This is a genomic window from Streptomyces sp. R21 (assembly GCF_041051975.1).
In the GTDB taxonomy this organism is placed as follows: Bacteria; Actinomycetota; Actinomycetes; order Streptomycetales; family Streptomycetaceae; genus Streptomyces.
Genome location: NZ_CP163435.1, coordinates 4,363,098 through 4,386,525, shown reverse-complemented (window position 1 = coordinate 4,386,525; position 23,428 = coordinate 4,363,098). Strand labels below are relative to the sequence as shown.

The window sequence follows — 23,428 nt, the reverse complement described above, 5'->3', positions numbered from 1 at the left end:
CATGAGTCAGCTCGACGAGGTGAACCAACCCCCCGTTCCCGTCCCCGGCTGCGAGGCCTGCACGGGACTCGCCCTGCGTCGCGAGCGCGCCCGCGCCCTGTTCGACGGCAGCGCGGAGACGGACGTGAACGTGCTGCTGCGCCAGCACCACCGGCGGGTGCACGGCGCCGCCCGGCCCCGCAGGATCTTCCGTTACGTGCCCTACTCGATCGTGCAGGACATGTCGGCGGAGCCGGAGTACGAGGCGCATTGCGTCTCCGGGACCGAGCGGGACTGCGGGGCCGGGTCGGGGCCGTGTGCCGACCCGGCGGCGGTGGAGGAGTGGCAGCGCAGGCACACCCAGGAGACCCGGCACACCCGCTACCGCCGTAGCTTCGCCGACTACGCGGTGCTGGAGGCGCGGGCGGCGGTCAGTCGACCGTGATCGAGTCGAGCTTCTCGCGCAGGTAGACGTGCGAGTCGACCGGTTCGTAGGCGACCCGCCCCACCGGCGCGGGGACCGACTCGACCAGGGTGCCGGGGGTGCACTCGCCGAAGTAGACGAGGGACATCAGTTCCTCGGTGGGGGCGTCGGCGGGCGGCGGCAGCACGCGGTGGCGGCCGGAGCGCCAGCGGTCTCCGGTCCAACGGGCCATCAGGTCACCGATGTTGATGGTGAACGCGTCCGGGTCGAAGGGCGCGTCCTCCCAGCCGCCCTCGTCCGTGTAGACCTGAAGGCCGCCCTTGCCGGCCTGCCGGTCGAGGATCGTGACCGTGCCGAAGTCGGTGTGCGGGCCGATGCGGAACTGGCCGGGGGCCGGGGTGCCGATGACCTCCGTACCCGGATACCAGTTGATGTTGAAGCCGTACGTCGGGTGGTCCATGTGGCGGGAGAAGAAGTCCGGTTCGAGGCCGAGGGCCTCGCCGAGCAGGGCCAGGAGCTGCTTCTCCAGCTCGGCCATCCGGTCCAGGTACTCCTCGCACAGCGCCCGCAGCTCGGGCGTCTCGGCGGGCCAGACGTTCGGCGCGTACCACTCCGCGTTCGTCGCCGGGTCCTCGAACGGCTCGTGCGTCGCGAACGTCAGCGACTCCTTGAGGTCCGGCGGGGTCTCCGTACCCTCCGAGTAGCCGTTCGCCTCGGCGCCGGGGCCGAGCCAGCCGCGGCCGCCGACCTTCGCCGCGTACCGCTCCTTCGTCCGGGCGGGCAGCGCGAAGAACGCGCGGGCGGCCTCGCGGACGCGGGATCGGAGGGACGGATCGACGCCGTGGCCGGTGACGAGGAGGAAACCGGCGGTCTGGAGGGCCCGGTCGACGGTGCGGGCGATGTCGGCGCGGGCGTCCGCGTCCCCCGACACCCACGGCCGCAGGTCGACGGTCGGGATGCGGGGGGTCTGAGGGCTGCTGCTCGCGGGGCTGCTCACCGGGCTACTCACCAATGTCCTCGTTCCACAGTTCCGGGTTGTTCTTGATGAAGTCGTGCATCAGAGCGGTGCACTCGGGGTCGTCGAGGAGCACGATCTCCACGCCGTGCTCGGCCAGCCAGTCGTGGCCGCCGTGGAAGGTCGCCGCCTCGCCGATCACGACCCGCGAGATGCCGAACTGCCTGACCAGACCGGAGCAGTACCAGCACGGCGAGAGGGTGGTCACCATCGTCGTACCGCGGTACGACCGCTGCCGTCCGGCCGCGCGGAACGCGGACGTCTCGGCGTGCATGGAGGGGTCGTCGTCCTGGACGCGGCGGTTGTGGCCGCGGCCGAGGAGGGTGCCGTCCGCGCCGTAGAGCGCGGCCCCGATGGGGATGCCGCCCTCGGCGAGCCCGGCGCGGGCCTCCGCGACGGCGGTGGCGAGCCATGCGCGTGCCTGTACCTGTGTCGTGTGTGGCTGATCCCTGGGATCCATGGGTTCACTCTGCGTCGGCGGAAACACCGGGGCAACGTGCGGAAAGTACTCTCCGGGCAGTCCGCAACCGGACGAAGTGTCCGCGTCCTGGGAGGTTCCCGTGCCCGCCCTCACCCTCCGCGACATCCTCGCCCTCGACCCCGTCCGCTCCGCCGAGCCCGAACTCCTCGCCGGAGAAGGCGCCTTGGACCGCCCGGTGCGCTGGGTGCACTCCAGCGAGGTGTACGAGGGAGCGAACTTCCTCGACGGCGGGGAGCTGCTCCTCACCAACGGTTTCGGGCTGACGGACGCCGCGGAGGGGATCCGCCGCCTGTACGTCCGCGAGCTGGCCGCGCGCGGCGCCGCCGGGCTGGCGGTGGAGGTGGGCCGTTCGCTGCCGAGCATGCCGGACGAGGTCACCGACGAGGCCCGCCGCCTGGGGCTGCCCCTCCTCGCCCTGCACCGGATGGTGCCCTTCGTGCGCATCACCGAGGCGGCGAACCGGGCGATCGTGGCGCGCGGCCTTTCGGGGCGCACGGTCGTACGGCCCTGGGGCGACGACCAGGCGCCGGCCCTCCTAGCCGACCTCGCGGACCGGCAGGCGCTGAACCAGCCGGAGGTGGAGGCCCGTGCGGCCCTCGCCGGGTTCCATCCCGGGCCCGGCGTGCGGCTGATCGGCGTCTCGGTGCACGGGGCGCGCGACCCGGGCCCGGTCGACCGCGCGGCGCGGCTGCTGGGCGGGGCCTCGGTGCTGCGGGCGGCGTTCCCCGGCGACCTACTGGCGCTGATCGCGCTGCCGGGCACGGCGGACGACCTTCGGGGCACGAACGCCGGGTGCGGGGCGGCGGCGGGGGCGGGTGCGCGGTCGGGCGGCGTACGGCAGGGCGGTGCGCGACCGGGGGGCGCACGGCCGGGGAGTGCGCGCGACCCCGTCCGTGCCGTGCAGGACGCCTTCCGGGCTGCCGCCGGGGCCGAGCCGGGGCTGACCGTGGCCGTCGGGCACGCCGTCGCGGCCGGCAGCGGATGGCTGCGCTGGAGCGACACGCTGCGTGCGGCCCGTACGACCCTGGAACTCGCCCTCACCGTGCCGCCCGCCGAACCGCCCACCGCGCAGGGCCCCTCCGTGACCTCGTCCCGCGCGCTCGCCCTGGAACGCGAGCTGACCCGCGGGGGCGTGGACGCCAACCGCGACCGGCTCGCCCGGCTCGTCCAGCACACCCTGGGTCCGCTCCTGGACTGGGAGGCGGCCCACCCCAGCGACCTCGTCCGCACCCTGGAGGTCCACCTCCGCAACGGCTGCTCCCCGACCCGCACCGCGACCCTGCTCCACATCGGCCGCCAGTCCCTCTACCAGCGCCTGGACCGCATCGAGTCCCTGCTCGGCCTGGACATCGGCGACCCGGACCTCCTGGGAGACCTGCTGACGGCGCTGTGCGCGCAGCGCATCGTCCGGGGGACCCGGGCGGCGACGGGCGGCCGGCTGCGCACGGTGGCGTGACGCTCGGCGTCTGCGCTCGTTCCGTTCCAGGGTGACTACCTCTCTGTGGGACACGCGAAAATCTATGTCGGCCGGAGTAGACATTGGGTCGGGGCGTGGCTATGGTTTTTCTTGTAGCCGAGATCGAGAAGGCCCGGCAGACATGAACTGCCGGGCGGCATGACAGCAGTTGCAGTTCGCAGGACCCGTAGTACGCAGTTTCCGCAGGAAGTGATTGGTTCAGAGGGAAGAACGGAGGAGTTGAGCGCCATCAGGATCGCCCGGACGGGAAGCACTGAGTCCGGGTACCGCAGGACATCGATTGGCAGGTGGTCTCCGGTCACGCATTCGCGATCCCCGCACCCCCGGCAGCGTTCGGGCCGGGCATGCGGAAACAGAAGGTCGGCGCAGGTCTAGGGCCGGCAGATGGTGTAACAGTTCCTTCGGGGCCCTGGTGCCGGTATGGCGCCAGGGCCCCTCGACGCGTTCCACAGAGAGGTGCAAATGACAGCAGACGACTCGTACGGCCGTCTCGACGACGACGACTATCCCGCCTACACCATGGGCCGGGCCGCCGAGCTGCTCGGCACCAGCCAGGGGTTCCTCCGCGCCATCGGGGAAGCCCGACTGATCACCCCACTGCGCTCCGAAGGCGGCCACCGCCGGTACTCCCGCTACCAGCTGCGCATCGCCGCCCGAGCCCGCGAACTGGTCGACCAGGGCACCCCCATCGAGGCCGCCTGTCGCATCATCATCCTTGAGGACCAGCTCGAAGAGGCCCAGCGCATCAACGCCGAGTACCGCCGGGAGGCCGGGTCGTCCGGTTCCCCCAAGGCCTGAGGCAGTGGTTTTGCCGCAAGGAACAGAAGCGCACAGAGTGGAATAATTCAACGTCCTCGGCTTGCTGCGGCGTGCTACTGTCGCAAGAATTCAGGTTTGCTTTCGTGTGCCATTCGGCCCATCGGACCCATTCGGTCCATTCTTACGATTCCTCGCGCTGCTCCGCACTGAGGAATTCCTTGATACGTCTTGTATCAAGCTCTGCAGGAGGCACCTTTTGACGCTGGTTCAGATGCAGCCCCGCTCGACGATCGCCACCCCCGTGCACCGGCCGGTGGCCGACGCGACGGAGACGGCCGGACCGCAGGTCTGGGACGACATGACGGTCGAGGTCGCCCTGTCCGTCATGACCAGCGCTCGCACCGGGCGCCTGCGCGTCTGCGACGACAGCGGCCTGTGCACCGGACTGGTCACGCAGGCCCAGCTCACCGCGGTCCGTGACAGCTCCGCGTACACGGACCGGCTCCAGCTGCGGGACATCCGCAGCGATCGCGCCCTTGCCGGCTGAACCGCCTCACCGCGGCTGAACCATCCCCCTTCGTCCTTCTCCTGTGAGGCATCATGCGCTGTGTCATCGCCCGTTTCCCGTTCGACCTCACCAAAAGTGGCGTCCTGGAATCGATGAAGGGCGTCAAGCCTGAGGAAGTCTTCGGGCCGTCCGTGATCATCGGCCGTCGCACCTACCCCATCAAGCAGGTCGGGCAGGTCATCACACGTCAGGACCGTCGCGATTTCACCGCCGACGAAGTCCTCCGGGCCATGACCGCTCTCGGCTTCACCTGCCGTGGCCCGGAGCCGGCCGCCGCGCCCGCGCCCGTCCTCAGCCCGCTCCAGCAGGCCTACGCGACGCTCGGGGCCCCGGCGGCCGTCTGACCGCCGCTCAGATCGGCCCGCACCGGGCGCGCATACCGCCGCGCCAGCGCGTGGAAGGACTCCTTGGGTTCCCAGTGCCAGTCCGAGGCCGGGTCCCGGGGGTCGTCCTTGATGGACTTCACGATGCTGTAGCTCGCCATGTCCAGGTCGAGGCGGCGCTTGCGGCGGTGCGGGGCGTCGGGGGTGACGAAGGTGTACGCCATCGCCGCGTAGAGGTTCATCGACTCGAAGGCGGAGAGCACGTCCGTCAGGTACGCGGCCTGGGTGTGTTCGCTGCGGACCAGGTCGCCCTTGATCTCGGGCGGATTCTTCGTGTCGTCGACGACGTTCCAGCCCATGCCGCCCTGCTCGGGGGCGCCCTTGAAGGTGCAGCAGCCGAACTCGGTGATGGCGAGCGGCTTCCCGAAGCGGGTGTACTTGGAGAGGTCGCGTACGTAGTCGGAGCGGCGGTGGAAGTACGCGTAGTAGTCGATGCCGACCAGGTCGAAGAGTGACCAGTCGACGTCCTCGTCCTCGGCGGCCGCGTACGTCATCGTGCCGTGGAACACCGACCGGCCGACCGCCGCCGCCCGCGCGGTGAACCGGCGCAGCAGCCGCGCCGTCCGCACCGGGTCGAAGTTCCCGCTCAGCAGATTCTCCACCCGCTCCTGCACGGTCGCCCCCGGCACGATTCCGGGCACGAACAGCATGAACTCGCAGCCCACGCTGAAGTGCACCCCGGCCCCCTGCCGCCGCAGCCGCTCGGCGAACCGGCCCGTCTGCGCCAGATGGTCGAGGATGTCCCGCTGCGGCACGTCGGCCAGGGTCGGCTCCAGCCAGACGTTCAGCCCGCGCTCGGCCGCGGCCTCGGCGGTCGAGGTGAGCCGCTCGACGCCGTCCCCCGTGACCTTGACGGCGCTCGCGTGCAGGTCGTGGGCGATGACCCGGATGTCCGCCCGCATCCGCGCCGGGCTCCACGCCGTCCCCGGCGTCTCGCCCTCGCCCACCTCGTAGACCACCCCGCGATACGACAGCCCGTGCCGCCCGGCAGCCGCCCCGGCCCGCCCCGCAGCCGGCAGCACCGCCGCGCCCCCGACCGCCGCCGCCATCCCAAGAAACCGTGCCCGGCTGATGTCCCGCATCGCGCCTCCCGATGTCACGTCGTCGTGTCCTGTGACCAGTCTGGGAAGCGGGGGTGCCGGGTGCCGTCCGCCGATGGTCTACGGAGGGGCGACGAAGGTATGACGGTTCGTGCCGACCACTACCGCTGCGGCTTGCGGGCGAGGATGAACGCCTGCGGGGTCTTCTCCTGCGCGTCGGCCTCGCGGACGAGCCGGGCGACCTCGACGAGGCCCGCCTCGCGCAGCAGTCCGGCGACCAGGTCGGGCGGGAAGCGGTACACGTCGAGGGCGACCGGGTGGCCGTACGCGTGCTCCAGGCGGACCCGTTCGTCGCCGACCTTGAAGGCGATGAGCAGGTGGCCGCCAGGGGCGAGGGTGCGGTTGAACTCGCCGAACATCACCGGGAGTTCCTCCGGCGGTGTGTGCACGGTGGAGTACCAGACGAGGGCTCCGGCGAGCGAGTCGTCCCTGAGGTCGAGCGCGGTCATGGAGCCGACCTCGAACCGGTGCCGCGGGTGGCGGTGGCGGGCCACGGCCACCATCTCCGGGGACAGGTCGATCCCGAGGAGGTCGAGCCCGAGCCCGAGACCGTCGAGGTACGCCGCCACCCGGCCCGGTCCGCACCCGAGGTCCGCCACCGGTCCCGGCACGCCCGACGCCCGCACCTGCTCGGCGAACGCGCCCAGCATGGCCCGGTCGAACGGCTTGTTCCCCAACTCGGCATCGAGGAGATCGGCGTAGGCGACGGCGACGGTGTCGTAGGAGGAGCGCGTGGCGTCCGTGTGGGGGCGGGTGATGTCCGGGTGCGGTGAGGTCTCGGTCATGGTCGGGAACGGTAGACCGTGGGTCTGTCACGGCGGATATGGTTCGGCCACGTACGTGCGTGTGCGGGTGAACGGGGAGGGTGTTCGTGGTCGAGGAGCCGATGGATCTGATCCGCCTGGAGGGGGAGGGCAACAGTGTTGTCCTTCGCATCACCGGGAGGGAGCGGCGGGAGGATCTCGCCGCGGCCGGTGCCGAATCCGCCGAATTCGAGGTGCTGGCCGCCGAGTTCGTCGTCGACACCCCCTTCGTGCGCGGGAGTCTCAAGGCCTGGGTCTTCCCGGAGGAGCTGCGGCAGTGGCAGGAGGCCCTGGACGCGCTCGACGCCGGGCAGGACATCGCCTGGCGGGAGGGCACGCGCGGTCCCGACCTGCACATCGAGCGGGACGGGGACGGTGAGCGGGTCCACGTCACCGTCAGGGACGACTCGACGGCCATGACTGCCGTGACGGTGACCGTTCCGCTCGTCGACTCCTGGTTCGACGACGCCTATCAGCGGCTGGAGCTGGCCTGGAAGACCTGGCCGCCGAACGAGGACTGAGACCCCGTCCCCGGGAGGCTCAGGCGTTCACCCGCAGCAGCAGCTTCCCCGTGCTCGTCCGCGTTCCCATCAGCCGGTGGGCCTCCGCCGCCTCGGCGAGAGCGAACTCCGCGGTCACCGGCAGGGTCACCGCGCCCTCGACCACGGCCTTGAAGGACTCCTCCGCAAGCGCGCGCAGCTCGGCGGGGGCCGTCGTGGCGAGGGTGAGGATGGAGAACCCGGCGACCGAGAGGGCGGTGGGGTACAGCTCCGGCTGGCCCACCTGCCAGGGCGCGGCCGAGCTGGCGTTGCCGAAGGAGACCAGGCGGCCGAACGGGGCCAGGGAGGCGAGGCTGCCGCGCAGGGTGTCGCCGCCCACCGGGTCCAGGGCCAGGTCCACGCCCCGGCCGGACGTCGCGGCGCGCACCTCGTCCACGAAGAAGGCCTCGTCGGAGGGACCGGCGAAGACGTCGTCGTAGCCGTGGTCGAGCGCGTACTTCGCCTTCGCCGCGCTCGACACCACGCCGTACACCGCCCCCGCGCCCGCCGCCTTCGCCAACTGGCCCAGGACCGTGCCGACTCCGCCCGCCGCGCCCTGGACGAGGACCGTCTCGCCGACCTGCACGCGGCCCACCTTGTGGAGCAGGGCGTATGCCGTCGGCAGCACCGTCGGAAGGGTCGCGCCGGTACGCAGGTCCACGCCGGCCGGGAGCGGGAAGACGGTCACGGCGTCGGCCACGACCACGTCCGCGTAGGCGCCGCCCTCGGTGAGGGCCGCCACCTCCTGGCCGGGCGCCAGGCCCTCGACGCCCGCGCCGACCGCCCGGACCCGGCCGGAGACCTCGAGGCCCGGCCGGAACGGCAGACTCGGCACCCGGTAGCCCTCCGAACGCGCCTTCAGGTCCGCGAAGTTCACGCCGACGTACGCCACGTCGATGCTCACCTGTCCCGGTCCCGGCTCGGGGACGTCCGCCTCCACGGTCCTGAGGACCTCGGGACCGCCGTACTCCTGGAACTCGATCGCGCGCATGCCACACACCCCTGGCTCGGCTGTTCAATGAAAAGCGAACACTCGGGAGTGTATGGTTTTCATCGAACACTCCGCAAGCGGTACACGGCATTGAGGAGGACGGCATGGCCGCCACGAGTCACCGGGCCGCTCCCGAGCACACCCACCCCCACGACGTCCCCGTCCTCACCGCCCTCGGTGCGCTCGCGGATCCCGTACGCCTCAGCCTCGTACGGGAGTTGGCGGGTTCAGCCGAGTGGTCGCGCAGCTGCGGCAGCTTCGACGTGCCCGTCGGGAAGGCAGCCCTCAGCCATCACTTCGCCGTTCTGCGGGGCGCCGGGCTGGTCGAGCAGCGTGACGAAGGGCCGAGGCGCGTCAACCGGCTCAGGCGGGACGAGTTCGACGCCCGTTTTCCTGGACTGCTCGCCCTCGTCCTGCGCGAGGACCCCGCGGTCTGAACCGCCGCCCACACCTGAACCGGCCGGCTACTCCGCGCCGCGCGGTCCGCGCCGCAGCACCGCATACAGCCCCCCGCTCACCGCGAACCCGACCAGGCACGTGATGTCGCCGAACGACGGGTAGTGCTCCGGCACCCAGCCGACGTACTTCTCCTGGTTGGAGAAGAGCGGGACGGAGACCGCGATGCCGATCAACAGGGCTGTGATTCCGGGCCAGTTGGTGTACGAGCGGTCGCCCAGCCGGCGCGCCAGCTCCTCGTCCGCCGTCGTACGGGACCGGAGCCACCGCTCGACCAGCACGACCCCGAGCCACGGCCCGACCCAGTACGCGATGACCAGCAGGAACGCCTCGTACGCCGAGCCCGCGTCCGACAGGGACGCCCACGCCGCCGCCGTACCGACGACCCCGGACAGCACGACCAGCATGCCCCGGCCCAGCCAGGCGGGCAGCCTCAGGCCGAGCGAGGTGACCGAGATGGCGGAGGAGTAGACGTTCAGGGCGTTCGCGGAGATCGCGCCGAGGATGATCGCGAGCAAGGTCAAGTCGCCCAGCCAGCCCGGCAGATGACCGGTGAAGGCCGCCGTGGGGCTCGCGTCCTTCGGCGCCAGGATCGTCGCCGAGGCCGCGCCGATCACCGCGACGAGCGCGACCGACACGAACAGGCCGAGCGCCGGGTACAGCACGGTTTTGAACCTGCTCGCCGTACGCGGCAGATAGCGCGAGTAGTCCGTGGCGTACGGGTTCCAGCCCGCCGCGTACCCCCACGCCGTGCTGAACGCAAGGAGGAAGCCGCCAAGACCTCCGCTCGCCCCGCCCCCGCCGAGGTGCGCGTCCTTGAAGGTCCACACACCGGCCAGCAGGAAGACCACCGCGAGCGCCGGGAACGCGTACCTCTCGAAGACGTGCACGAAGTTGTGGCCGATGAAGCCGATCAGGATCTCCGCCGCCACCACGAGCAGCAGGGAGGGCAGCGGCCGCAGTCCCGCCAGCGTGTTCAGCGCGAAGGCCGCACTCAGGCTGTTGACCGCGAACCAGCCCACGCCCGCCACCAGCGCGTTGACACCGGACGGCAGGAGGTTGCCCTTGTGACCGAAGGAGAACCGGCCGATCACCATCTGCGGCACGCCGAACCGGGGCCCGTCCAGCGACAGCACACCCTGCGTGAGCGCGCCGATCGCGGTGCCGAGGAGGATCGCGGCCGTCGCCTGCCAGAAGCTCAGGCCGAAGAAGAGGACCGAGATCACGCCGATGTACACGGTCGCGAACTCGATGTTCGGGGAGGCCCACGTCCACAGCAACTGGAGCGGGCTGCCGTGCCGTTCGGCGTCGGGAATCGGTTCCGAGCCCGCCGTCTCCACGGCGATGACCTTGTCGCCGTACTCGGGGGCGATGGTGGTGGCTGAACTGGCGGGAGCAGTCGTCATGCGAGGTAAGTGTCCGGTTCTCGCCCCTCCCGGCCCAGGGGCGCATTGTCCGCTCCGGGCGGCTCACCGGCGTACAACCTGTAGGTATCGGCCCCCGGGCCTGCCCCGGCCTGCCCTCATCGACGGAGCCGATGAGCCCATCGGCAGGACGCCCCACTGGCTCGTGGACCGGGCTCGCCGCCCGCTCGTACCTTCACTGACATGACCTCAGAGAACAAGGGAACCGCCCAGCTGACAGCCGCGATGGTGCTCTCCGGCACCCTCGGCATCTTCGTCGTCGAGTCCGGCGCCTCGCCCTTCAACGTCGTGTTCTTCCGCGTCCTGTTCGGGGCGCTCGCCCTCGGCGCCTACGTCGTCTCCCGCGGCTGGCTGCGCAGCCACGGCTTCACCCCGCGCACCCTCGGACTCGCCGTCCTCGGTGGGGTGTTCATCGTCTTCAACTGGGTCCTGCTGTTCTCGGCGTACGAGAACACCTCGATCTCCGTCGCGACGGTCGTCTACCACACACAGCCGTTCTACGTGGTCCTGCTCGGTGCCCTGTTCTTCCGCGAGCGGCTCACCGCGGGGAAGGTCGGCTGGATCGCGGTCGCCTTCGCGGGACTGATCCTGGTCTCGGGCGTCACGCCCTCGGACTTCACGAGCGGCGACAGCAGTTACCTGATCGGCGTCGGCCAGGCCCTCCTCGCCGCGCTTCTCTACGGCCTGTCCACCCTCGTCACCAAGCGCGTCACCGGCGTCCGCCCGCACCTCATCGCCCTGGTCCAGGTTCTCGTCGGCATCCCGCTGCTGCTCCCCTTCGCCGACTTCGGCGCGATGAGCGGCACCGGCGCGAACTGGGGCTGGCTGGCCGGCCTCGGACTGATCCACACCGGCCTGATGTACGTCCTGATGTACGCCGCCTACGCCAAGCTGCCGACCTCGAAGATCGCCGTCCTCGCCTTCACCTACCCGGCGGTCGCCATGGTCATGGACTGGCTGGTGTACGGCCACCACATCGGCCTCGTCCAGGCGCTCGGCGTCCCGCTGATCGTGACCGCGAGCCTGCGCGTCACCCTTGCTCGGACACCAGCCGCCGCGCCTGCTCCACGAACAGTCGCACATGCGCCGGAAGCCGCTTCCCGGACCGCCACGCCAGTTGCGTCCGAAGCGTGAACGGCGGCTCCCAGGGCAGCTGTTGGAGAGTTCCATCCGCAAGTTCGGCGGCGACCGTCACCTCGGGAAGCAGCGCGATCCCGAGACCGGCCGCCGCCGCTTTTTTCGTCGCCTCGATCGTGCCGAACTCCATGAACTCCACCAGCGCAACGGACTTGAGCTCCCGCTCGAACAAGTCCCGGTAGGCGCAGCCGGGTTCGGTGGCCAGCAGCGGCTGCCGTACGAGATCGGCCGTGCACAGCGAGGCGGGCCACGGCCCGGGCGCGGCCACCAGTGCCAGCGGCTCCACCGCGAGGACCGCGACCTCGAGACCCGCGTGCTCGGTCTCCTCCTCCATCAGGAACCCGACGTCGTACGTCCCCTGCCGCAGCGCCTGCCGGGTCTCGTCGCCCAGCGTCGGGCGCATGGACAGCCGTACGCCCGGATAGCGGTGGTGGAACAGCTCCATCAGCGGCGGCAGCCGATACGACGTCAGCGACTCCATCGTGCCGACGGTCAGCGTCCCGGCGGGTTCCTCGGCCCCGGTGACGGCCGCCCGCGCCTCCTCGCTCAGCTCGATGATCTGCCGGGCATAGGGGAGAAGACGTTCACCGGCCTCCGTCAGCCGGATCCGGCTCCCCAGCCGGTCGAAGAGCTCCGCCCCCAGCGAGGACTCCAGCGCGCGCACCTGACTGGTCACGCTGGACTGCGCGTACTTCAGCTCGGCCGCGGCCTGAGTGAAGCTCAGGACGGCCGCGACCTTCTCGAAGGTGACGAGCAGCCGCAGTTCCATGTCAGGACTCGTCGTCCGTCCGGCTCTCGCGCCGCTTCAGCTCCTCCTCGCGGCGCCGCAGGTCCGCCTCCCAGTCCTTCAGCAGGGCCTCGTCCTTCTTGTTGTCGGCCTTGAGGGACTTCAGGAACTCGGGGTTGTCGTCGGGTGCGACGAACTCCGTGCGGTGGTTGGCGTGCCACTGCGAAGGCGTGGAACCGCCCGCCGGGCCGCCCCGCGCCTTGCCCGCCGCGAGCCAGGCGATCGGGCCGATCAGCACCTCGCCGAAGAGCAGCACGATGATCACCCAGATCACCTTGGGCAGGTGCCTGACCTCGTTCTCCGGGGTGTTGAGGCAGTCGATGAAGGCGTAGATCCACAGCGCCAGGACCAGCAGATACGGCAGATACCTGAGCATGCCCGAACGTTCCCCCAGTGAGCGACGGCGGGGCGGCGTAGGGCCCCGGTGACGGGCACAGGGTAGCGGGTGGCAGATACTTGGACACATGGCTTACGACGATCTTCGCTCGCTGCTCCGGGCGCTGGAGCGCGAGGGCGACCTCAAGCGCATCAAGGCCGAGGTGGACCCGTACCTGGAGGTCGGGGAGATCGTCGACCGGGTGCAGAAGGCCGGCGGACCCGCGCTGCTCTTCGAGAACGTGCGCGGCTCGGCGATGCCCCTGGCGATGAACGTCTTCGGGACCGACCGGCGGCTGCTGAAGGCGCTCGGCCTGAAGTCGTACGGCGACATCTCCGACAAGATCGGCGGACTGCTGCGCCCCGAGCTGCCGCACGGGTTCGTCGGCGTGCGCGAGGCCTTCGGGAAGCTCGGCGCGATGACGCACGTACCGCCGAAGAAGGTGAAGTCCGACAACGCGCCGGTGCAGGAAGTGGTCCTGCGCGGCGATGACGTCGACCTCGACGCGCTGCCCGCCCTCTTCACCTGGCCGCAGGACGGCGGCTCCTTCTTCAACCTCGGGCTCACCCACACCAAGGACCCCGAGTCCGGCATCCGCAACCTCGGGCTCTACCGCCTCCAGCGCCACGACAAGCGCACCATCGGCATGCACTGGCAGATCCACAAGGACAGCCGCAACCACTACCAGGTCGCCGCCCGGCGCGGGGAGCGGCTGCCGGTCGCCATCGCCTTCGGGTGCCCGCCCGCCGTGACGTACGCGTCCACGGCCCCGCTGCCCGGTGACATCGACGAGTACCTCTTCGCCGGGTTCATCCAGGGCAAGCGGATCGAGATGGTCGACTGCAAGACGGTGCCGCTCCAGGTCCCGGCGAACGCCGAAGTCGTACTGGAAGGATGGCTGGAGCCCGGCGAGATGCTCCCGGAGGGGCCGTTCGGCGACCACACCGGGTTCTACACGCCGCAGGAGCCCTTCCCGGCGCTCACCATCGACTGCGTCACCATGCGCAAGCGCCCGCTGATCCAGTCGATCGTGGTCGGCCGGCCCCCGACGGAGGACGGCCCGCTGGGCCGGGCGACGGAGCGGTTCTTCCTCCCGCTCCTCAAGATCATCGTCCCGGACATCGTGGACTATCACCTGCCCGAGGCCGGCGGTTTCCACAACTGCGCCATCGTCGCGATCGACAAGAAGTACCCCAAGCACGCCCAGAAGGTGATGCACGCCATCTGGGGTGCGCACATGATGTCCCTGACGAAACTGATCGTGATCGTCGACTCCGACTGCGACGTCCACGATCTGCACGAGGTCGCCTGGCGGGCGCTGGGCAACACCGACTACGCCCGTGACCTCACGGTCGTCGAAGGCCCCGTCGACCACCTCGACCACGCCTCCTACCAGCAGTTCTGGGGCGGCAAGGCAGGCATCGACGCAACGAAGAAGTGGCCCGAGGAGGGCTACACGCGGGACGGCGGCTGGCCCGAGATGGTCCTCTCCGACCCGGAGACGGCGGCGAAGGTCGACCGGCGCTGGAAGGAGTACGGACTGTGAGGTCCTTCAAGATCGCGAGGGAGTACGGCCTGTGAGTTCAGCTTCTGCCGCGCTTCCGCAGCCGGGACGCACCAAGGCGTTCCTGCGCCTGGTGATGATCGAGCACTCCGTCTTCGCCCTGCCCTTCGCCTACATCGCCGCCCTCACCGCGATGTTCGAGTGGGACGAGAACATCCACTGGGGGCGGCTGCTCCTGGTCACCATCTGCATGGTCGGCCTGCGCACCTTCGCGATGGCGGTCAACCGGATCATCGACCGCGAGATCGACGCCCGGAACCCCCGGACGGCGCACCGCGAGCTGGTGACGGGCGCGATGACCGTGAAGCACGCCTGGACCGGCGCCCTGATCGCCCTGGTGATCTTCCTCGGCTCGGCGGCCCTGCTGAACCCGCTCTGCCTGGCCCTCGCCCCCATCGCCGTCATCCCGATGGTCGTCTATCCGTACGGCAAGCGGTTCACCAACTTCCCGCAGGCCATCCTCGGTCTCGCCCAGGCGATGGGCCCGATCGGCGGCTGGCTGGCGATCACCGGCGAGTGGTCCTGGGACGCGGTGATCCTCGGGCTGGCCGTCGGCGTGTGGATCGGCGGGTTCGACCTCATCTACGCCTGCCAGGACGTCGAGACCGACCGCGAGATCGGGGTCATGTCCGTCCCCGCCCGCTTCGGCATCCCGGCCGCGATCTGGGGCGCACGCTGCTGCCACGCCGTCACGACCGGCCTGTTCGTCTGGTACGCCGTCGCCACCGGCGCGGGCGCGTTCTTCTGGCTGGGCCTGGTGATCGTCGCGGGCGCCTTCCTCTACGAGCACTCCATCGTGAAGCCGAACGACCTGTCCCGCCTGAACCGCGCGTTCTTCTCGACGAACGGCTTCATCGGGATCAGCCTCTTCGTCTGCGCGCTGCTCGATCTGCTCGTCCGCGGGCTCACGGTCTGAATCCCGACCGCTGCCGGATAGGCTCGACACCATGAAGCCAGGACAGACGCAGCGCCGGCCTTGGATCGTGGGGGTGTCGGGCGCCTCCGGTACGCCGTACGCCGCCGCCGTGCTGCGTGCGCTTCTGGAGGCGGGGGAGAGCGTCGACCTGGTGGTCTCACGCGCCTCCCGGCTCACCCTGCTCGACGAGACCGGCATCGCCTACCGCGACGCCCACTGGCAGGACGACCTGCGCGAATGGCTGGAGCGGGGCGCCGACGGGAAGCCCGGCACCTTCGACGTACAGCTGGACGACGTACGGCACTGGAGCGCGGGGGACCTCGCGGCGGGGCCGTCCTCCGGCTCGTACCCCGCGAAGGGCATGCTGATCGTGCCCGCCTCCACGGCCTGCGTGGCCGGGGTCGCGCTCGGACTCTCCAAGGACCTGCTGCAGCGCGCCGCCAGTGTCACGCTCAAGGAGGGGCGCAAGCTGGTCGTCGCCGTGCGCGAGACCCCGCTCGGCGGCCAGACCCTGAAGCACCTGGTCGCACTGGACGAGGCCGGCGCGGTGGTGCTCCCCGCGTCCCCCGCGTTCTACGCGGGCGCGACGCACATCCAGGACCTGGTGGACTTCGTCGCGGGACGGGTGCTGGACGCGGCGGGCGTCGAGCACCGGCTGTACCGGCGCTGGGAGGGCGAGCTCGGCGGGGGCTCGCGCGAGACCACCTGAGCAAGGGGCACCACCTCAGTACCACTTGTAACGCGCACGACCACTTACACACTCTTCAGCGGAAGGCTTTCGATCGCATGGACGCGGTGGACAGGCAGCTCATCCAGGCCCTGAGGGAGAACGGCCGGGCCTCCTACGCGGAGCTGGGGCGCCTCGTCGGTCTGTCGGGACCCAGTGTCACCGACCGCATCAACCGTCTGGAGGCGGCCGGTGTCATCACCGGCTACCGCGCGACGGTCGACTCCGCCTCGCTCGGCCTCGGCGTCATCGCCCTCATCGGCATCTCGCTCTCCGACGCCGCCGACCACGAGGACGTGGCACACCGGCTGAAGGACCTCTCCGAGATCGAGGACTGCTGGTTCATCGCGGGCGACGACTCGTTCATGCTCAAGGTGCGGGCGAGCGACGTGGACGGCCTGGAGAAGACCATCCGGCGCCTGTCGGGAACGAAGGGCGTCTCCCGGACCCGTACGACCATCGTGCTCTCCACGAAGTGGGAGAACCGGGTGGGTGAGCTGCCCGAAGAGGCGTAGGGGCTAGGCGCGGAGCGCCGTATGGGGGTACCTCCCGCCCGAAGGGTGGGGGAGTACGGTTGACGAAGTCTGCTGAGGAAGAGGTATGGGCATGGATGTCGGGCTCAAGCGCGAGCTGGAGGACAAGGTCCGGGCCGGTGAGCGGCTGACCCGCGAGGACGGCATCGCGCTGTACGAGTCGGACGACCTGGCCTGGCTCGGTGGTCTCGCCCACGAGGTGCGGACGAGGAAGAACGGCGACGTCGTCCACTTCAACGTCAACCGCCACCTCAACATGACGAACGTGTGCACCGCGTCCTGCGCCTACTGCTCGTTCCAGCGCAAGCCGGGCGAGAAGGACGCGTACACGATGCGCATCGACGAGGCCGTCCGCCTCGCCAAGGCGATGGAGGGCGAGAACCTCACCGAGCTGCACATCGTCAACGGGCTGCACCCGAACCTGCCGTGGCGGTACTACCCGCGGTCGCTGAGTGAGCTGAAGAAGGCTCTGCCGAACGTCTCGCTGAAGGCCTTCACGGCGACCGAGATCCACCACTTCGAGACCATCTCCGGGCTGTCCGCCTCCGAGATCCTCGACGAGCTCATCGACGCGGGGCTCGAATCCCTCACCGGTGGCGGCGCCGAGATCTTCGACTGGGAGGTCCGGCAGCACATCGTCGACCACCGGACGCACTGGGAAGACTGGTCGCGCATCCACCGGCTCGCGCACGAGAAGGGTCTCAAGACCCCGAGCACGATGCTGTACGGCCACATCGAGGAGCCCCGGCACCGCGTCGACCACGTGCTGCGCCTGCGTGAACTCCAGGACGAGACCGGCGGCTTCCAGGTCTTCATCCCGCTGCGCTACCAGCACGACTTCGTGGACATGAAGGACGGCAAGGTCCGCAATCGTCTGCAGGCGCGTACGCAGATGGCGACCGGCGCCGAGGCCCTGAAGACCTTTGCCGTCTCCCGGCTGCTCTTCGACAACGTGCCGCACGTCAAGGTCTTCTGGGTCATGCACGGCGTCCAGACCGCGCAGCTCGCCCTCCAGCACGGCGCCGACGACATGGACGGCTCGGTCGTCGAGTACAAGATCACGCACGACGCCGACAACTACGGCACCCCGAACAAGCTGACCCGCGAGGACCTGCTGGACCTCATCCGGGACGCCGGTTTCCGCCCGGTGGAGCGCAACACGCGGTACGAGATCATCCGCGAGTACGACGGTCCCGACGCGGGGCGGCGCGAGTCGCCGCAGGCGATGCGGGTGTGATCCGGTGTCGTTGACGTTCGAGCTGGACCCGGAGGTCTCACCCGCCCTCCGGGACGAGCTGCTCGCGCTGTGGGCGGATGTGTCGAACGCCGGTGGCTCGGTCGGCTTCGTGCCGCCGGTCACAGCGGACGACATACGCCCCGAGCTGGTGAAGCACTTCGTCGCCATGGCGGAGGGCCGCTCCCGGCTGCTGGTCGGCCGGGACGGGGCGGGCGCGGTCACCGCGGCCGCGTTCCTCGCCTTCAACACGCACCGGCTGATGACGCACTGGCTCTGGCTGTACACGGTGATGGTGCACCCCCGGCACCAGGGCAGGGGATACGGGCGGGACCTTCTCGCCGCCGCCGAGGACGCGGCCCGCGGCTTCGGCGGCATCGAGGCGATACGGCTCACCTGCCGGGGCGGAAACGGCCTGGAGCGCTTCTACGGCTCCTGCGGCTACAAGGAGGTCGGGCGGGTGCCCGGCGCCATCCGCGTCGCACCGGACGACGACCGTGACGACGTCTTCATGCTGCTGCCCCTGCTGTGAGCCGCACACCCCCCTCCAAGATCGGTGTCTCGGCGTGCTTCACTGGACGGTGCCCTTTGGGAACGTTCGGAAGAGTTCGACACGGAAGAGTGGATTGACATGCTCCGCTACACGCTGATGCGCCTCGGTATCTTCGTGGGCTGCCTCGTGGTCGTCTGGGGCCTCGTCTACTCCGGCATCGCCCCGCGCGGTCTCGGCGACTCCAACTACATGTGGGTCGTCCTGCTCTCCCTGCTGCTCTCCGCGCCGATCAGCTTCGTCGTCCTGCGCAAGGAGCGCGACCGCGCCTCCGAGCACGTCGTGGCGCGCGTCGACCGGATGAAGGCCAACCTGGAGCAGAACCGCAGCCAGGAGGACAGCGTCGTCGACGACGCGACCGGGGCTCACGGCCAGCCGTCGTAGTCCGGTCGTAGCTCGCTCGGCGGCCGCCGGGCGTACGGTCGCGGCACGTTGTCGGTCACCCGTCCGGTGGCCAGGGCGTGGGATGACCTTACGCTTGCCCGCATGGGTGCTGTGAAGAGCAAACGGATGCCGCGTGCGGTGCGGGAACAGCAGATGCTGGACGCCGCCGTGCGGACGTTCGGGCAGCGTGGGTACCGGGCCGCCTCCATGGACGAGATCGCCGAACTGGCGGGCGTGTCCAAGCCGTTGGTGTACCTGTACCTGAACTCCAAGGAAGACCTCTTCACCGCCTGCATCCGCCGCGAGGCAGCCGCCCTGACCGCCGCCGTGCGCGCGGGCGTCCAGTCCGACCTGCCCGCCGACCGCCAACTCTGGGAAGGGCTGCGGGCGTTCTTCACGCACACCGCGCAGAACCCGGACGCCTGGTCGGTGCTCCACCTCCAGGCGCGCACGCACGGCGAGCCGTTCGCCGCCGAGGTCACCGCGATGCGCGAGGAGATCGTCGCGTTCGTGACGCAGCTGATCGTCGTCGCCGCGCGGGAAGCCCATCGTGACCCTTCCCTTCCCGAGGGCGAGGTCGCCGGCCTCGCCGAGGCCCTTGTCGGCGCCGCCGAGTCGCTGGCCGCCTGGGCCAACGTGACCCCCGGCGTCTCGGCCAAGCAGGCCGCTGCGACGCTGATGAACTTCGCGTGGGCGGGGCTCGGTGACCTCATGGAGGGGAAGCCGTGGTCCCCTTGATCGTGCGGACCGTGCCGGTGACGTGGACGCGACCGCCGTCGCTGTCGCTGTCGCGGAGTTCGAAGGCGGGGCCGTCGGCTGCGTAGGTGACGGTTCCCGGGAGCAGGACAGGGGACTTGAACTCGGCTCGTACCTGGGCGGCTTCCGGTACTCCGTGCTCGGCGAGGCAGCGGGCCACGGTCCACATGCCGTGGGCGATGGCGCGGGGGAAGCCGAAGAGGCGGGCGGTGAGCGGGTGCAGATGGATGGGGTTGCGGTCGCCCGACGCGGCTCCGTAGCGGCGCCCGACGTCCGGGCCGAGGCGCCACTCGGTGAGGGTGGGGAGGGTGGGGAGGGGCCGGCGGTCGGGGGCCTCGGGGGTCTCGGGAGCGGAGTCGGTGCTGCTGGCGTTGACCCGGTGCCGGGCAAGATAGGTGCTCCTGGACTCCCAGACGAGCCCACCGGATCCCCTCACCTCGGTCACGACGGTCGCCTCGGTGCCGCGCCGGTGCGGTGCCAATCCCTCGACGTAGACGGTGAGTTCGTACTCCCCGGTGGCCGCCAGCTCCTGGCGCTGCGTGATCTCGACCGACGTGTGCACCAGGCCGAGCAGCGGGAGGGGGAACCCTCGTCCCGCCATGATCCGCATCGCCAGCGGAAACCCGAGCACATGCGGATACGTGACCGGCAGCGCATCCGCCCCGGTGGCGAACCCGCACACCCGCTCGTAGGCCACGAGCCGCCCGAAGTCGATCCGCACGCCGGGGAGAACCACCCGGGTCCGGGGCACGTCCGCGCCGGGCCCGGGCCGCTTGAACGGCGACAGCAGCGCGCCTCGCGCCAGGATCGGGCCGAGCGCGGGAGCTGAGGCGAGGGTGATGGTGTGCATTCGGACTCCCGGTGGGTGGGGGCGCGCTGCGGGTTCGGTGGGTGGGTCGGGGCCGGGCGACTGCGGGTCGCCCGTGGTAGCTGCCGGGTGGTCGGCGTAGCCGCTATCCGCTCAAGCTGCGGGCAATCGTGCCGCTGGGGCGGCACGGGTGGGCGCAGGCGGCGCGGGTGGGCGCAGGCGGCGCCTCGATAGCGCCGAGTTGCGTGACCCACCCCCGGCCAGCACCCACGCCGGGTGAGAAGGAAACAAGGGGTACCCGGGGTTGCCCACCCACCCCGGGTGACCAAGGAAACAGAGGGAGCCCGGGGTTTGCCCACCCACCCCGGGGGCCGGGGAGCGCCGGGCCGCACGGCCCACCGTGGTGCCGAGCGCCCAAGCCCTACGCTCCGAGGAGGCTCTGCCCACACACCCGCACAACCTGCCCGTTCACGCCCCCGGAGCCAGGGTTCGCGAACCACGCCGTCGTCTCGGCGACATCCACCGGAAGCCCCCCTTGGCCAAGGGAGTTCATGCGGCGCCCCGCCTCCCGGATGAACACCGGCACGGCGGCGGTCATCTTCGTCTCGATGAACCCGGGGGCGACCGCGTTCACCGTGACGCCGTGCTCCGCCAGCGCCCGAGGCGCGAGCGAGCGGACCAGCCCGACCACGCCCGCCTTGCTCGCGGCGTAGTTCGTCTGCCCGGCGTTCCCCGCGATCCCGGCGATGGACGCGGTCGCGACGACCCGCCCACCCCCGCGCAGCACTCCCGTGGACAGCAGCACGTCGGTGGTCCGCATGACACTCGCCAGGTTGACGTCGAGCACCGAACTCCACCGCTCCGGAGGCATGTTGGCGAGCCTCCGGTCCCGGGTGATGCCCGCGTTGTGGACGAGGACGTCCAGCCCGTCGGCCAGCGCGGCGGCGATCCGCGCGCCCGCGTCACCGGTGGTGATGTCGAGCGGCAGGGCCGTCCCGCCCAGTCGCCCGGCGACCGCGTCGAGGTCGGAGCCGGAGGACGGTACGTCCAGGCACACCACCCGCGCCCCGTCCCGGGCGAGCGTCTCGGCGACCGCCGCCCCGATCCCGCGCGCCGCCCCGGTCACGAGCGCCGTCCGCCCGGCGAGAGGGCGGGACCAGTCCTCCGGCGCGGTCACCTCGCCGGCGCCCACCTCGATCACCTGCCCGCTGACGTACGCCGACTTGGGCGAGAGCAGGAAACGGAGCGTGGACTCGGCGGCGGATGCGTCGGTGAGCCGTAGGACATTCACGGTGCGGCCCCGGCCGATCTCCTTGCCGAGCGAGCGCGCGAAGCCCTCCAGGGCCTGCTGGGCGGCCGACTGGTGATGGTCACAGGGGTCGAGCGGGGCAGCAAGGACGATCACCCGGCCGCTCGTGGCAACTGACCGTACGACGGGATGCAGGGCGGCGTGCACCTCGGCGAGCGCGTCCACATTCCTTACGCCGGTGGCATCGAGGATGACCGCGGCGGGGGGCCCGTCGTCGGCGGGGAGTCCCGCACGGGCCAGGACGGGCGCCAGGCCCAGGTCCGACTTGCCCGCGGTGAGGTGCAGCAAAGAGCCCGTGAGGGACGGGCGTTGGGGTGACCAGCGGCTGAGGGGTGCCGGCTGGGGGAGTCCCAGGCGCCGGGTCAGGAAGCGGCCGGGCGCGGTGCCGGCGAAGCTCAGGTAGCGGTCGGCCATGTCCCATCTCCCACGGGTTCCGTAGCAAGCACAGCTCCTTACTCTGGAGTAAGGTTACCGGAGGTAAGGCTACGTCACGAGTGAGGAGCAGGTCGAGATGAGTCCCCTTGAGCCCCCTTCGACCCGCCGGGTCGCGGTCATCGGCGGCACCCGCATCCCCTTCGCCCGCTCCGACGGCCCCTACGCCACCGCCTCCAACCAGGAGATGCTGACCGCCGTGGTCGACGGGCTCGTCGAGCGCTTCGGCCTCGAAGAGCCGGCCGCCGTAGGTGAGTTGGTCGCCGGAGCCGTCCTCAAGCACAGCCGCGACTTCAACCTCGCCCGCGAGACCGTCCTCGGCTCACGCCTCGACGCCCGCACCCCCGCCTACGACATCCAGCAGGCCTGCGGCACCGGCCTCCAGGCCGTGATCGCCGCCGCCAACAAGATCACGCTCGGGCAGAGCGATTCCGCGATCGCGGGCGGCGCGGACACGGCGAGCGACGCGCCCCTCGGCGTCAACGACGAACTGCGCCGCATTCTGTTGGAGGTGCGTCGCGCCAAGTCGGCGGGTGCGCGGTTGAAGGCGCTGGCCCGTGTCCGGCCTTCCCATCTCGTCCCCGACATCCCCCGCAACGCCGAACCCCGCACCGGCCTCTCCATGGGCGAGCACGCCGCCGTCACCGCACGCGCCTGGGGTGTGACCCGCGCGGACCAGGACGAACTCGCCGCCGCCAGCCACCGTCGGCTGGCCGACGCGTACGAACGAGGCTTCCTGGACGACCTCGTCGTCCCCTTCCGCGGCCTCACCCGGGACCAGAACCTGCGCCCGGGGTCGAGTGCGGAGAAACTCGCCGCGCTCAAGCCGGTGTTCGGGGTCGACGGTCCCAACCCGACCATGACCGCGGGGAATTCGACTCCGTTGACGGACGGTGCGGCTGTCGTGCTGCTCGCGAGCGAGGAGTGGGCCGCGGCGCGCGGGCTGGAGCCTCTCGCCTACCTCACCGCCTACGAGACCGCGGCCGTCGACTTCGTCGAGGGTGATGTCGTGGGCGGCGAGGACGGCCTGCTCATGGCTCCCGCGTACGCCGTCCCCCGCATGCTGGCGCGCACCGGACTCACCTTGGACGACTTCGACTTCATCGAGGTTCATGAGGCCTTCGCCTCTCAGGTCCTTGCCACCCTGGCGGCCTGGGAGAAGCGCGGCCTCGGGCCGGTGGACCGCTCCCGGCTCAATGTCGTGGGTTCGTCGCTGGCCACCGGTCATCCCTTTGCCGCCACGGGCGCGCGGATCGTGGCGACTCTGGCCAAGCTCCTGGAGGAGCAGGGGAGTTCCGGGCGAGGGCTCATTTCCGTGTGCGCGGCAGGTGGGCAGGGGGTCACGGCCATCCTGGAGCGCCGGTGATGTGCGTCGGCCCGGCCAGTGATCGAGGGCGGCGACCGGAGAGGGGGAAACCCCTTTCCCGCCACCGCGGATACCCCCGGTAACCGCACCTCGCCCACCCCATAGCGACACAAACCCCACACTTCGGCGCCGTACGATCCCCGTCTCCCC

Annotated in this window: 26 protein-coding genes and 1 pseudogene; 17 read left to right on the top strand and 10 right to left on the bottom strand. The window is 70.7% G+C overall.

Annotation, left to right across the window (positions count from 1 at the left end; translation table 11 throughout):
- Nucleotide 1: 1 nt before the first annotated feature.
- On the top strand, nt 2–424 hold the full coding sequence (locus AB5J56_RS19585; RefSeq protein ID WP_369234021.1) for a hypothetical protein: 423 nt from the start codon (nt 2–4) through the stop codon (nt 422–424).
- On the opposite strand, the gene AB5J56_RS19580 is transcribed toward AB5J56_RS19585, so the two are convergent.
- Both AB5J56_RS19580 and AB5J56_RS19575 read right to left on the bottom strand, forming a co-directional pair.
- Nucleotides 411–1,412, bottom strand: coding sequence for an isopenicillin N synthase family dioxygenase (locus AB5J56_RS19580; RefSeq protein ID WP_369234020.1), 1,002 nt, complete (start codon nt 1,410–1,412; stop codon nt 411–413). The two genes, AB5J56_RS19585 and AB5J56_RS19580, sit on opposite strands and share 14 nt — an antisense overlap.
- Entirely contained in the window at nt 1,405–1,878 is a 474-nt protein-coding gene (locus tag AB5J56_RS19575) for a nucleoside deaminase (protein ID WP_369234019.1), read from the bottom strand. Before AB5J56_RS19575 ends, AB5J56_RS19580 begins: the two co-directional genes overlap by 8 nt.
- Nucleotides 1,879–1,978: 100 nt before the next feature.
- Between AB5J56_RS19575 and AB5J56_RS19570 the strand changes: the two genes are divergently transcribed.
- The 4 genes and pseudogenes from AB5J56_RS19570 (at nt 1,979) to AB5J56_RS19555 (ending at nt 5,047) form a co-directional block, all read left to right on the top strand.
- On the top strand, nt 1,979–3,355 hold the full coding sequence (locus AB5J56_RS19570) for a PucR family transcriptional regulator (RefSeq protein ID WP_369234018.1): 1,377 nt from the start codon (nt 1,979–1,981) through the stop codon (nt 3,353–3,355).
- Between the two features lie 483 nt (nt 3,356–3,838).
- Complete coding sequence (locus AB5J56_RS19565; RefSeq protein WP_369234017.1) at nt 3,839–4,174, top strand: MerR family transcriptional regulator; 336 nt, start codon at nt 3,839–3,841, stop codon at nt 4,172–4,174.
- A 217-nt stretch (nt 4,175–4,391) separates the two neighbouring features.
- Nucleotides 4,392–4,655, top strand: a pseudogene (locus AB5J56_RS19560) (hypothetical protein); the annotation flags it as partial.
- Between the two features lie 80 nt (nt 4,656–4,735).
- Nucleotides 4,736–5,047 (top strand): SCO5918 family protein, encoded by a 312-nt coding sequence (locus AB5J56_RS19555; RefSeq protein ID WP_369234016.1) that lies wholly within the window; start codon nt 4,736–4,738, stop codon nt 5,045–5,047.
- On the opposite strand, the gene AB5J56_RS19550 is transcribed toward AB5J56_RS19555, so the two are convergent.
- Nucleotides 5,014–6,168: an abortive phage infection protein gene (locus AB5J56_RS19550; RefSeq protein WP_369234015.1), complete on the bottom strand. Its 1,155-nt coding sequence runs from the start codon at nt 6,166–6,168 to the stop codon at nt 5,014–5,016. The two genes, AB5J56_RS19555 and AB5J56_RS19550, sit on opposite strands and share 34 nt — an antisense overlap.
- 119 nt (nt 6,169–6,287) lie before the next feature.
- Nucleotides 6,288–6,971 (bottom strand): trans-aconitate 2-methyltransferase, encoded by a 684-nt coding sequence (locus tag AB5J56_RS19545; protein WP_369234014.1) that lies wholly within the window; start codon nt 6,969–6,971, stop codon nt 6,288–6,290.
- A gap of 86 nt (nt 6,972–7,057) precedes the next feature.
- On the opposite strand from AB5J56_RS19545, the gene AB5J56_RS19540 reads away from it, so the two are divergent.
- Entirely contained in the window at nt 7,058–7,510 is a 453-nt protein-coding gene (locus AB5J56_RS19540; RefSeq protein ID WP_369234013.1) for a DUF5959 family protein, read from the top strand.
- A gap of 19 nt (nt 7,511–7,529) precedes the next feature.
- Here AB5J56_RS19540 and AB5J56_RS19535 read toward each other — a convergent pair whose 3' ends face one another.
- Nucleotides 7,530–8,519 (bottom strand): zinc-binding alcohol dehydrogenase family protein, encoded by a 990-nt coding sequence (locus AB5J56_RS19535; protein WP_369234012.1) that lies wholly within the window; start codon nt 8,517–8,519, stop codon nt 7,530–7,532.
- Between the two features lie 104 nt (nt 8,520–8,623).
- Here AB5J56_RS19535 and AB5J56_RS19530 point away from each other — a divergent pair, with 104 nt between their 5' ends.
- Entirely contained in the window at nt 8,624–8,956 is a 333-nt protein-coding gene (locus tag AB5J56_RS19530; protein WP_369234011.1) for an ArsR/SmtB family transcription factor, read from the top strand.
- A 27-nt stretch (nt 8,957–8,983) separates the two neighbouring features.
- On the opposite strand, the gene AB5J56_RS19525 is transcribed toward AB5J56_RS19530, so the two are convergent.
- Nucleotides 8,984–10,381, bottom strand: coding sequence for a cytosine permease (locus tag AB5J56_RS19525; RefSeq protein WP_369234010.1), 1,398 nt, complete (start codon nt 10,379–10,381; stop codon nt 8,984–8,986).
- A gap of 201 nt (nt 10,382–10,582) precedes the next feature.
- On the opposite strand from AB5J56_RS19525, the gene AB5J56_RS19520 reads away from it, so the two are divergent.
- Nucleotides 10,583–11,533, top strand: coding sequence for a DMT family transporter (locus AB5J56_RS19520; RefSeq protein ID WP_369234009.1), 951 nt, complete (start codon nt 10,583–10,585; stop codon nt 11,531–11,533).
- Here AB5J56_RS19520 and AB5J56_RS19515 read toward each other — a convergent pair.
- Together AB5J56_RS19515 and AB5J56_RS19510 are read right to left on the bottom strand one after the other, a co-directional pair.
- The gene (locus AB5J56_RS19515) at nt 11,430–12,305 is read right to left on the bottom strand and encodes a LysR family transcriptional regulator (RefSeq protein WP_369234008.1); all 876 of its coding nucleotides are present in this window, start codon (nt 12,303–12,305) and stop codon (nt 11,430–11,432) included. The two genes, AB5J56_RS19520 and AB5J56_RS19515, sit on opposite strands and share 104 nt — an antisense overlap.
- A 1-nt stretch (nt 12,306) precedes the next feature.
- Nucleotides 12,307–12,699 carry a PLD nuclease N-terminal domain-containing protein gene (locus tag AB5J56_RS19510; RefSeq protein ID WP_369234007.1) on the bottom strand — a complete coding sequence of 131 codons (393 nt, stop codon included), beginning with the start codon at nt 12,697–12,699 and terminating at the stop codon, nt 12,307–12,309.
- 88 nt (nt 12,700–12,787) lie between these two features.
- Between AB5J56_RS19510 and AB5J56_RS19505 the strand changes: the two genes are divergently transcribed.
- The 8 genes from AB5J56_RS19505 to AB5J56_RS19470 all read left to right on the top strand — a co-directional run bounded on the left by AB5J56_RS19505 (nt 12,788) and on the right by AB5J56_RS19470 (nt 19,345).
- Nucleotides 12,788–14,245, top strand: coding sequence for a menaquinone biosynthesis decarboxylase (locus AB5J56_RS19505; RefSeq protein WP_369234006.1), 1,458 nt, complete (start codon nt 12,788–12,790; stop codon nt 14,243–14,245).
- 31 nt (nt 14,246–14,276) lie between these two features.
- Entirely contained in the window at nt 14,277–15,179 is a 903-nt protein-coding gene (mqnP, locus tag AB5J56_RS19500; RefSeq protein ID WP_369234005.1) for a menaquinone biosynthesis prenyltransferase MqnP, read from the top strand.
- 31 nt (nt 15,180–15,210) lie between these two features.
- Nucleotides 15,211–15,888 (top strand): UbiX family flavin prenyltransferase, encoded by a 678-nt coding sequence (locus AB5J56_RS19495; RefSeq protein WP_369234004.1) that lies wholly within the window; start codon nt 15,211–15,213, stop codon nt 15,886–15,888.
- Between the two features lie 77 nt (nt 15,889–15,965).
- Entirely contained in the window at nt 15,966–16,421 is a 456-nt protein-coding gene (locus AB5J56_RS19490) for an Lrp/AsnC family transcriptional regulator (protein WP_369234003.1), read from the top strand.
- A gap of 91 nt (nt 16,422–16,512) precedes the next feature.
- The gene (gene mqnE / locus AB5J56_RS19485; protein ID WP_369242653.1) at nt 16,513–17,676 is read left to right on the top strand and encodes an aminofutalosine synthase MqnE; all 1,164 of its coding nucleotides are present in this window, start codon (nt 16,513–16,515) and stop codon (nt 17,674–17,676) included.
- Nucleotides 17,677–17,680: 4 nt separating this feature from the next.
- Nucleotides 17,681–18,205: an N-acetyltransferase family protein gene (locus tag AB5J56_RS19480; RefSeq protein ID WP_369234002.1), complete on the top strand. Its 525-nt coding sequence runs from the start codon at nt 17,681–17,683 to the stop codon at nt 18,203–18,205.
- 99 nt (nt 18,206–18,304) lie between these two features.
- Nucleotides 18,305–18,607: a DUF4229 domain-containing protein gene (locus AB5J56_RS19475; RefSeq protein ID WP_369234001.1), complete on the top strand. Its 303-nt coding sequence runs from the start codon at nt 18,305–18,307 to the stop codon at nt 18,605–18,607.
- Nucleotides 18,608–18,709: 102 nt separating this feature from the next.
- Entirely contained in the window at nt 18,710–19,345 is a 636-nt protein-coding gene (locus AB5J56_RS19470; protein WP_369234000.1) for a TetR/AcrR family transcriptional regulator, read from the top strand.
- Here AB5J56_RS19470 and AB5J56_RS19465 read toward each other — a convergent pair.
- Both AB5J56_RS19465 and AB5J56_RS19460 read right to left on the bottom strand, forming a co-directional pair.
- A complete protein-coding gene (locus AB5J56_RS19465) occupies nt 19,317–20,213 on the bottom strand; it encodes a MaoC/PaaZ C-terminal domain-containing protein (protein ID WP_369233999.1) in 897 nt (298 codons plus the stop codon). The genes AB5J56_RS19470 and AB5J56_RS19465 overlap by 29 nt on opposite strands.
- A gap of 379 nt (nt 20,214–20,592) precedes the next feature.
- Entirely contained in the window at nt 20,593–21,894 is a 1,302-nt protein-coding gene (locus tag AB5J56_RS19460) for a 3-oxoacyl-ACP reductase (RefSeq protein WP_369233998.1), read from the bottom strand.
- Nucleotides 21,895–21,991: 97 nt separating this feature from the next.
- Between AB5J56_RS19460 and AB5J56_RS19455 the strand changes: the two genes are divergently transcribed.
- Nucleotides 21,992–23,278, top strand: coding sequence for an acetyl-CoA C-acetyltransferase (locus tag AB5J56_RS19455; protein ID WP_369233997.1), 1,287 nt, complete (start codon nt 21,992–21,994; stop codon nt 23,276–23,278).
- The last annotated feature ends 150 nt before the right edge of the window (nt 23,279–23,428 follow it).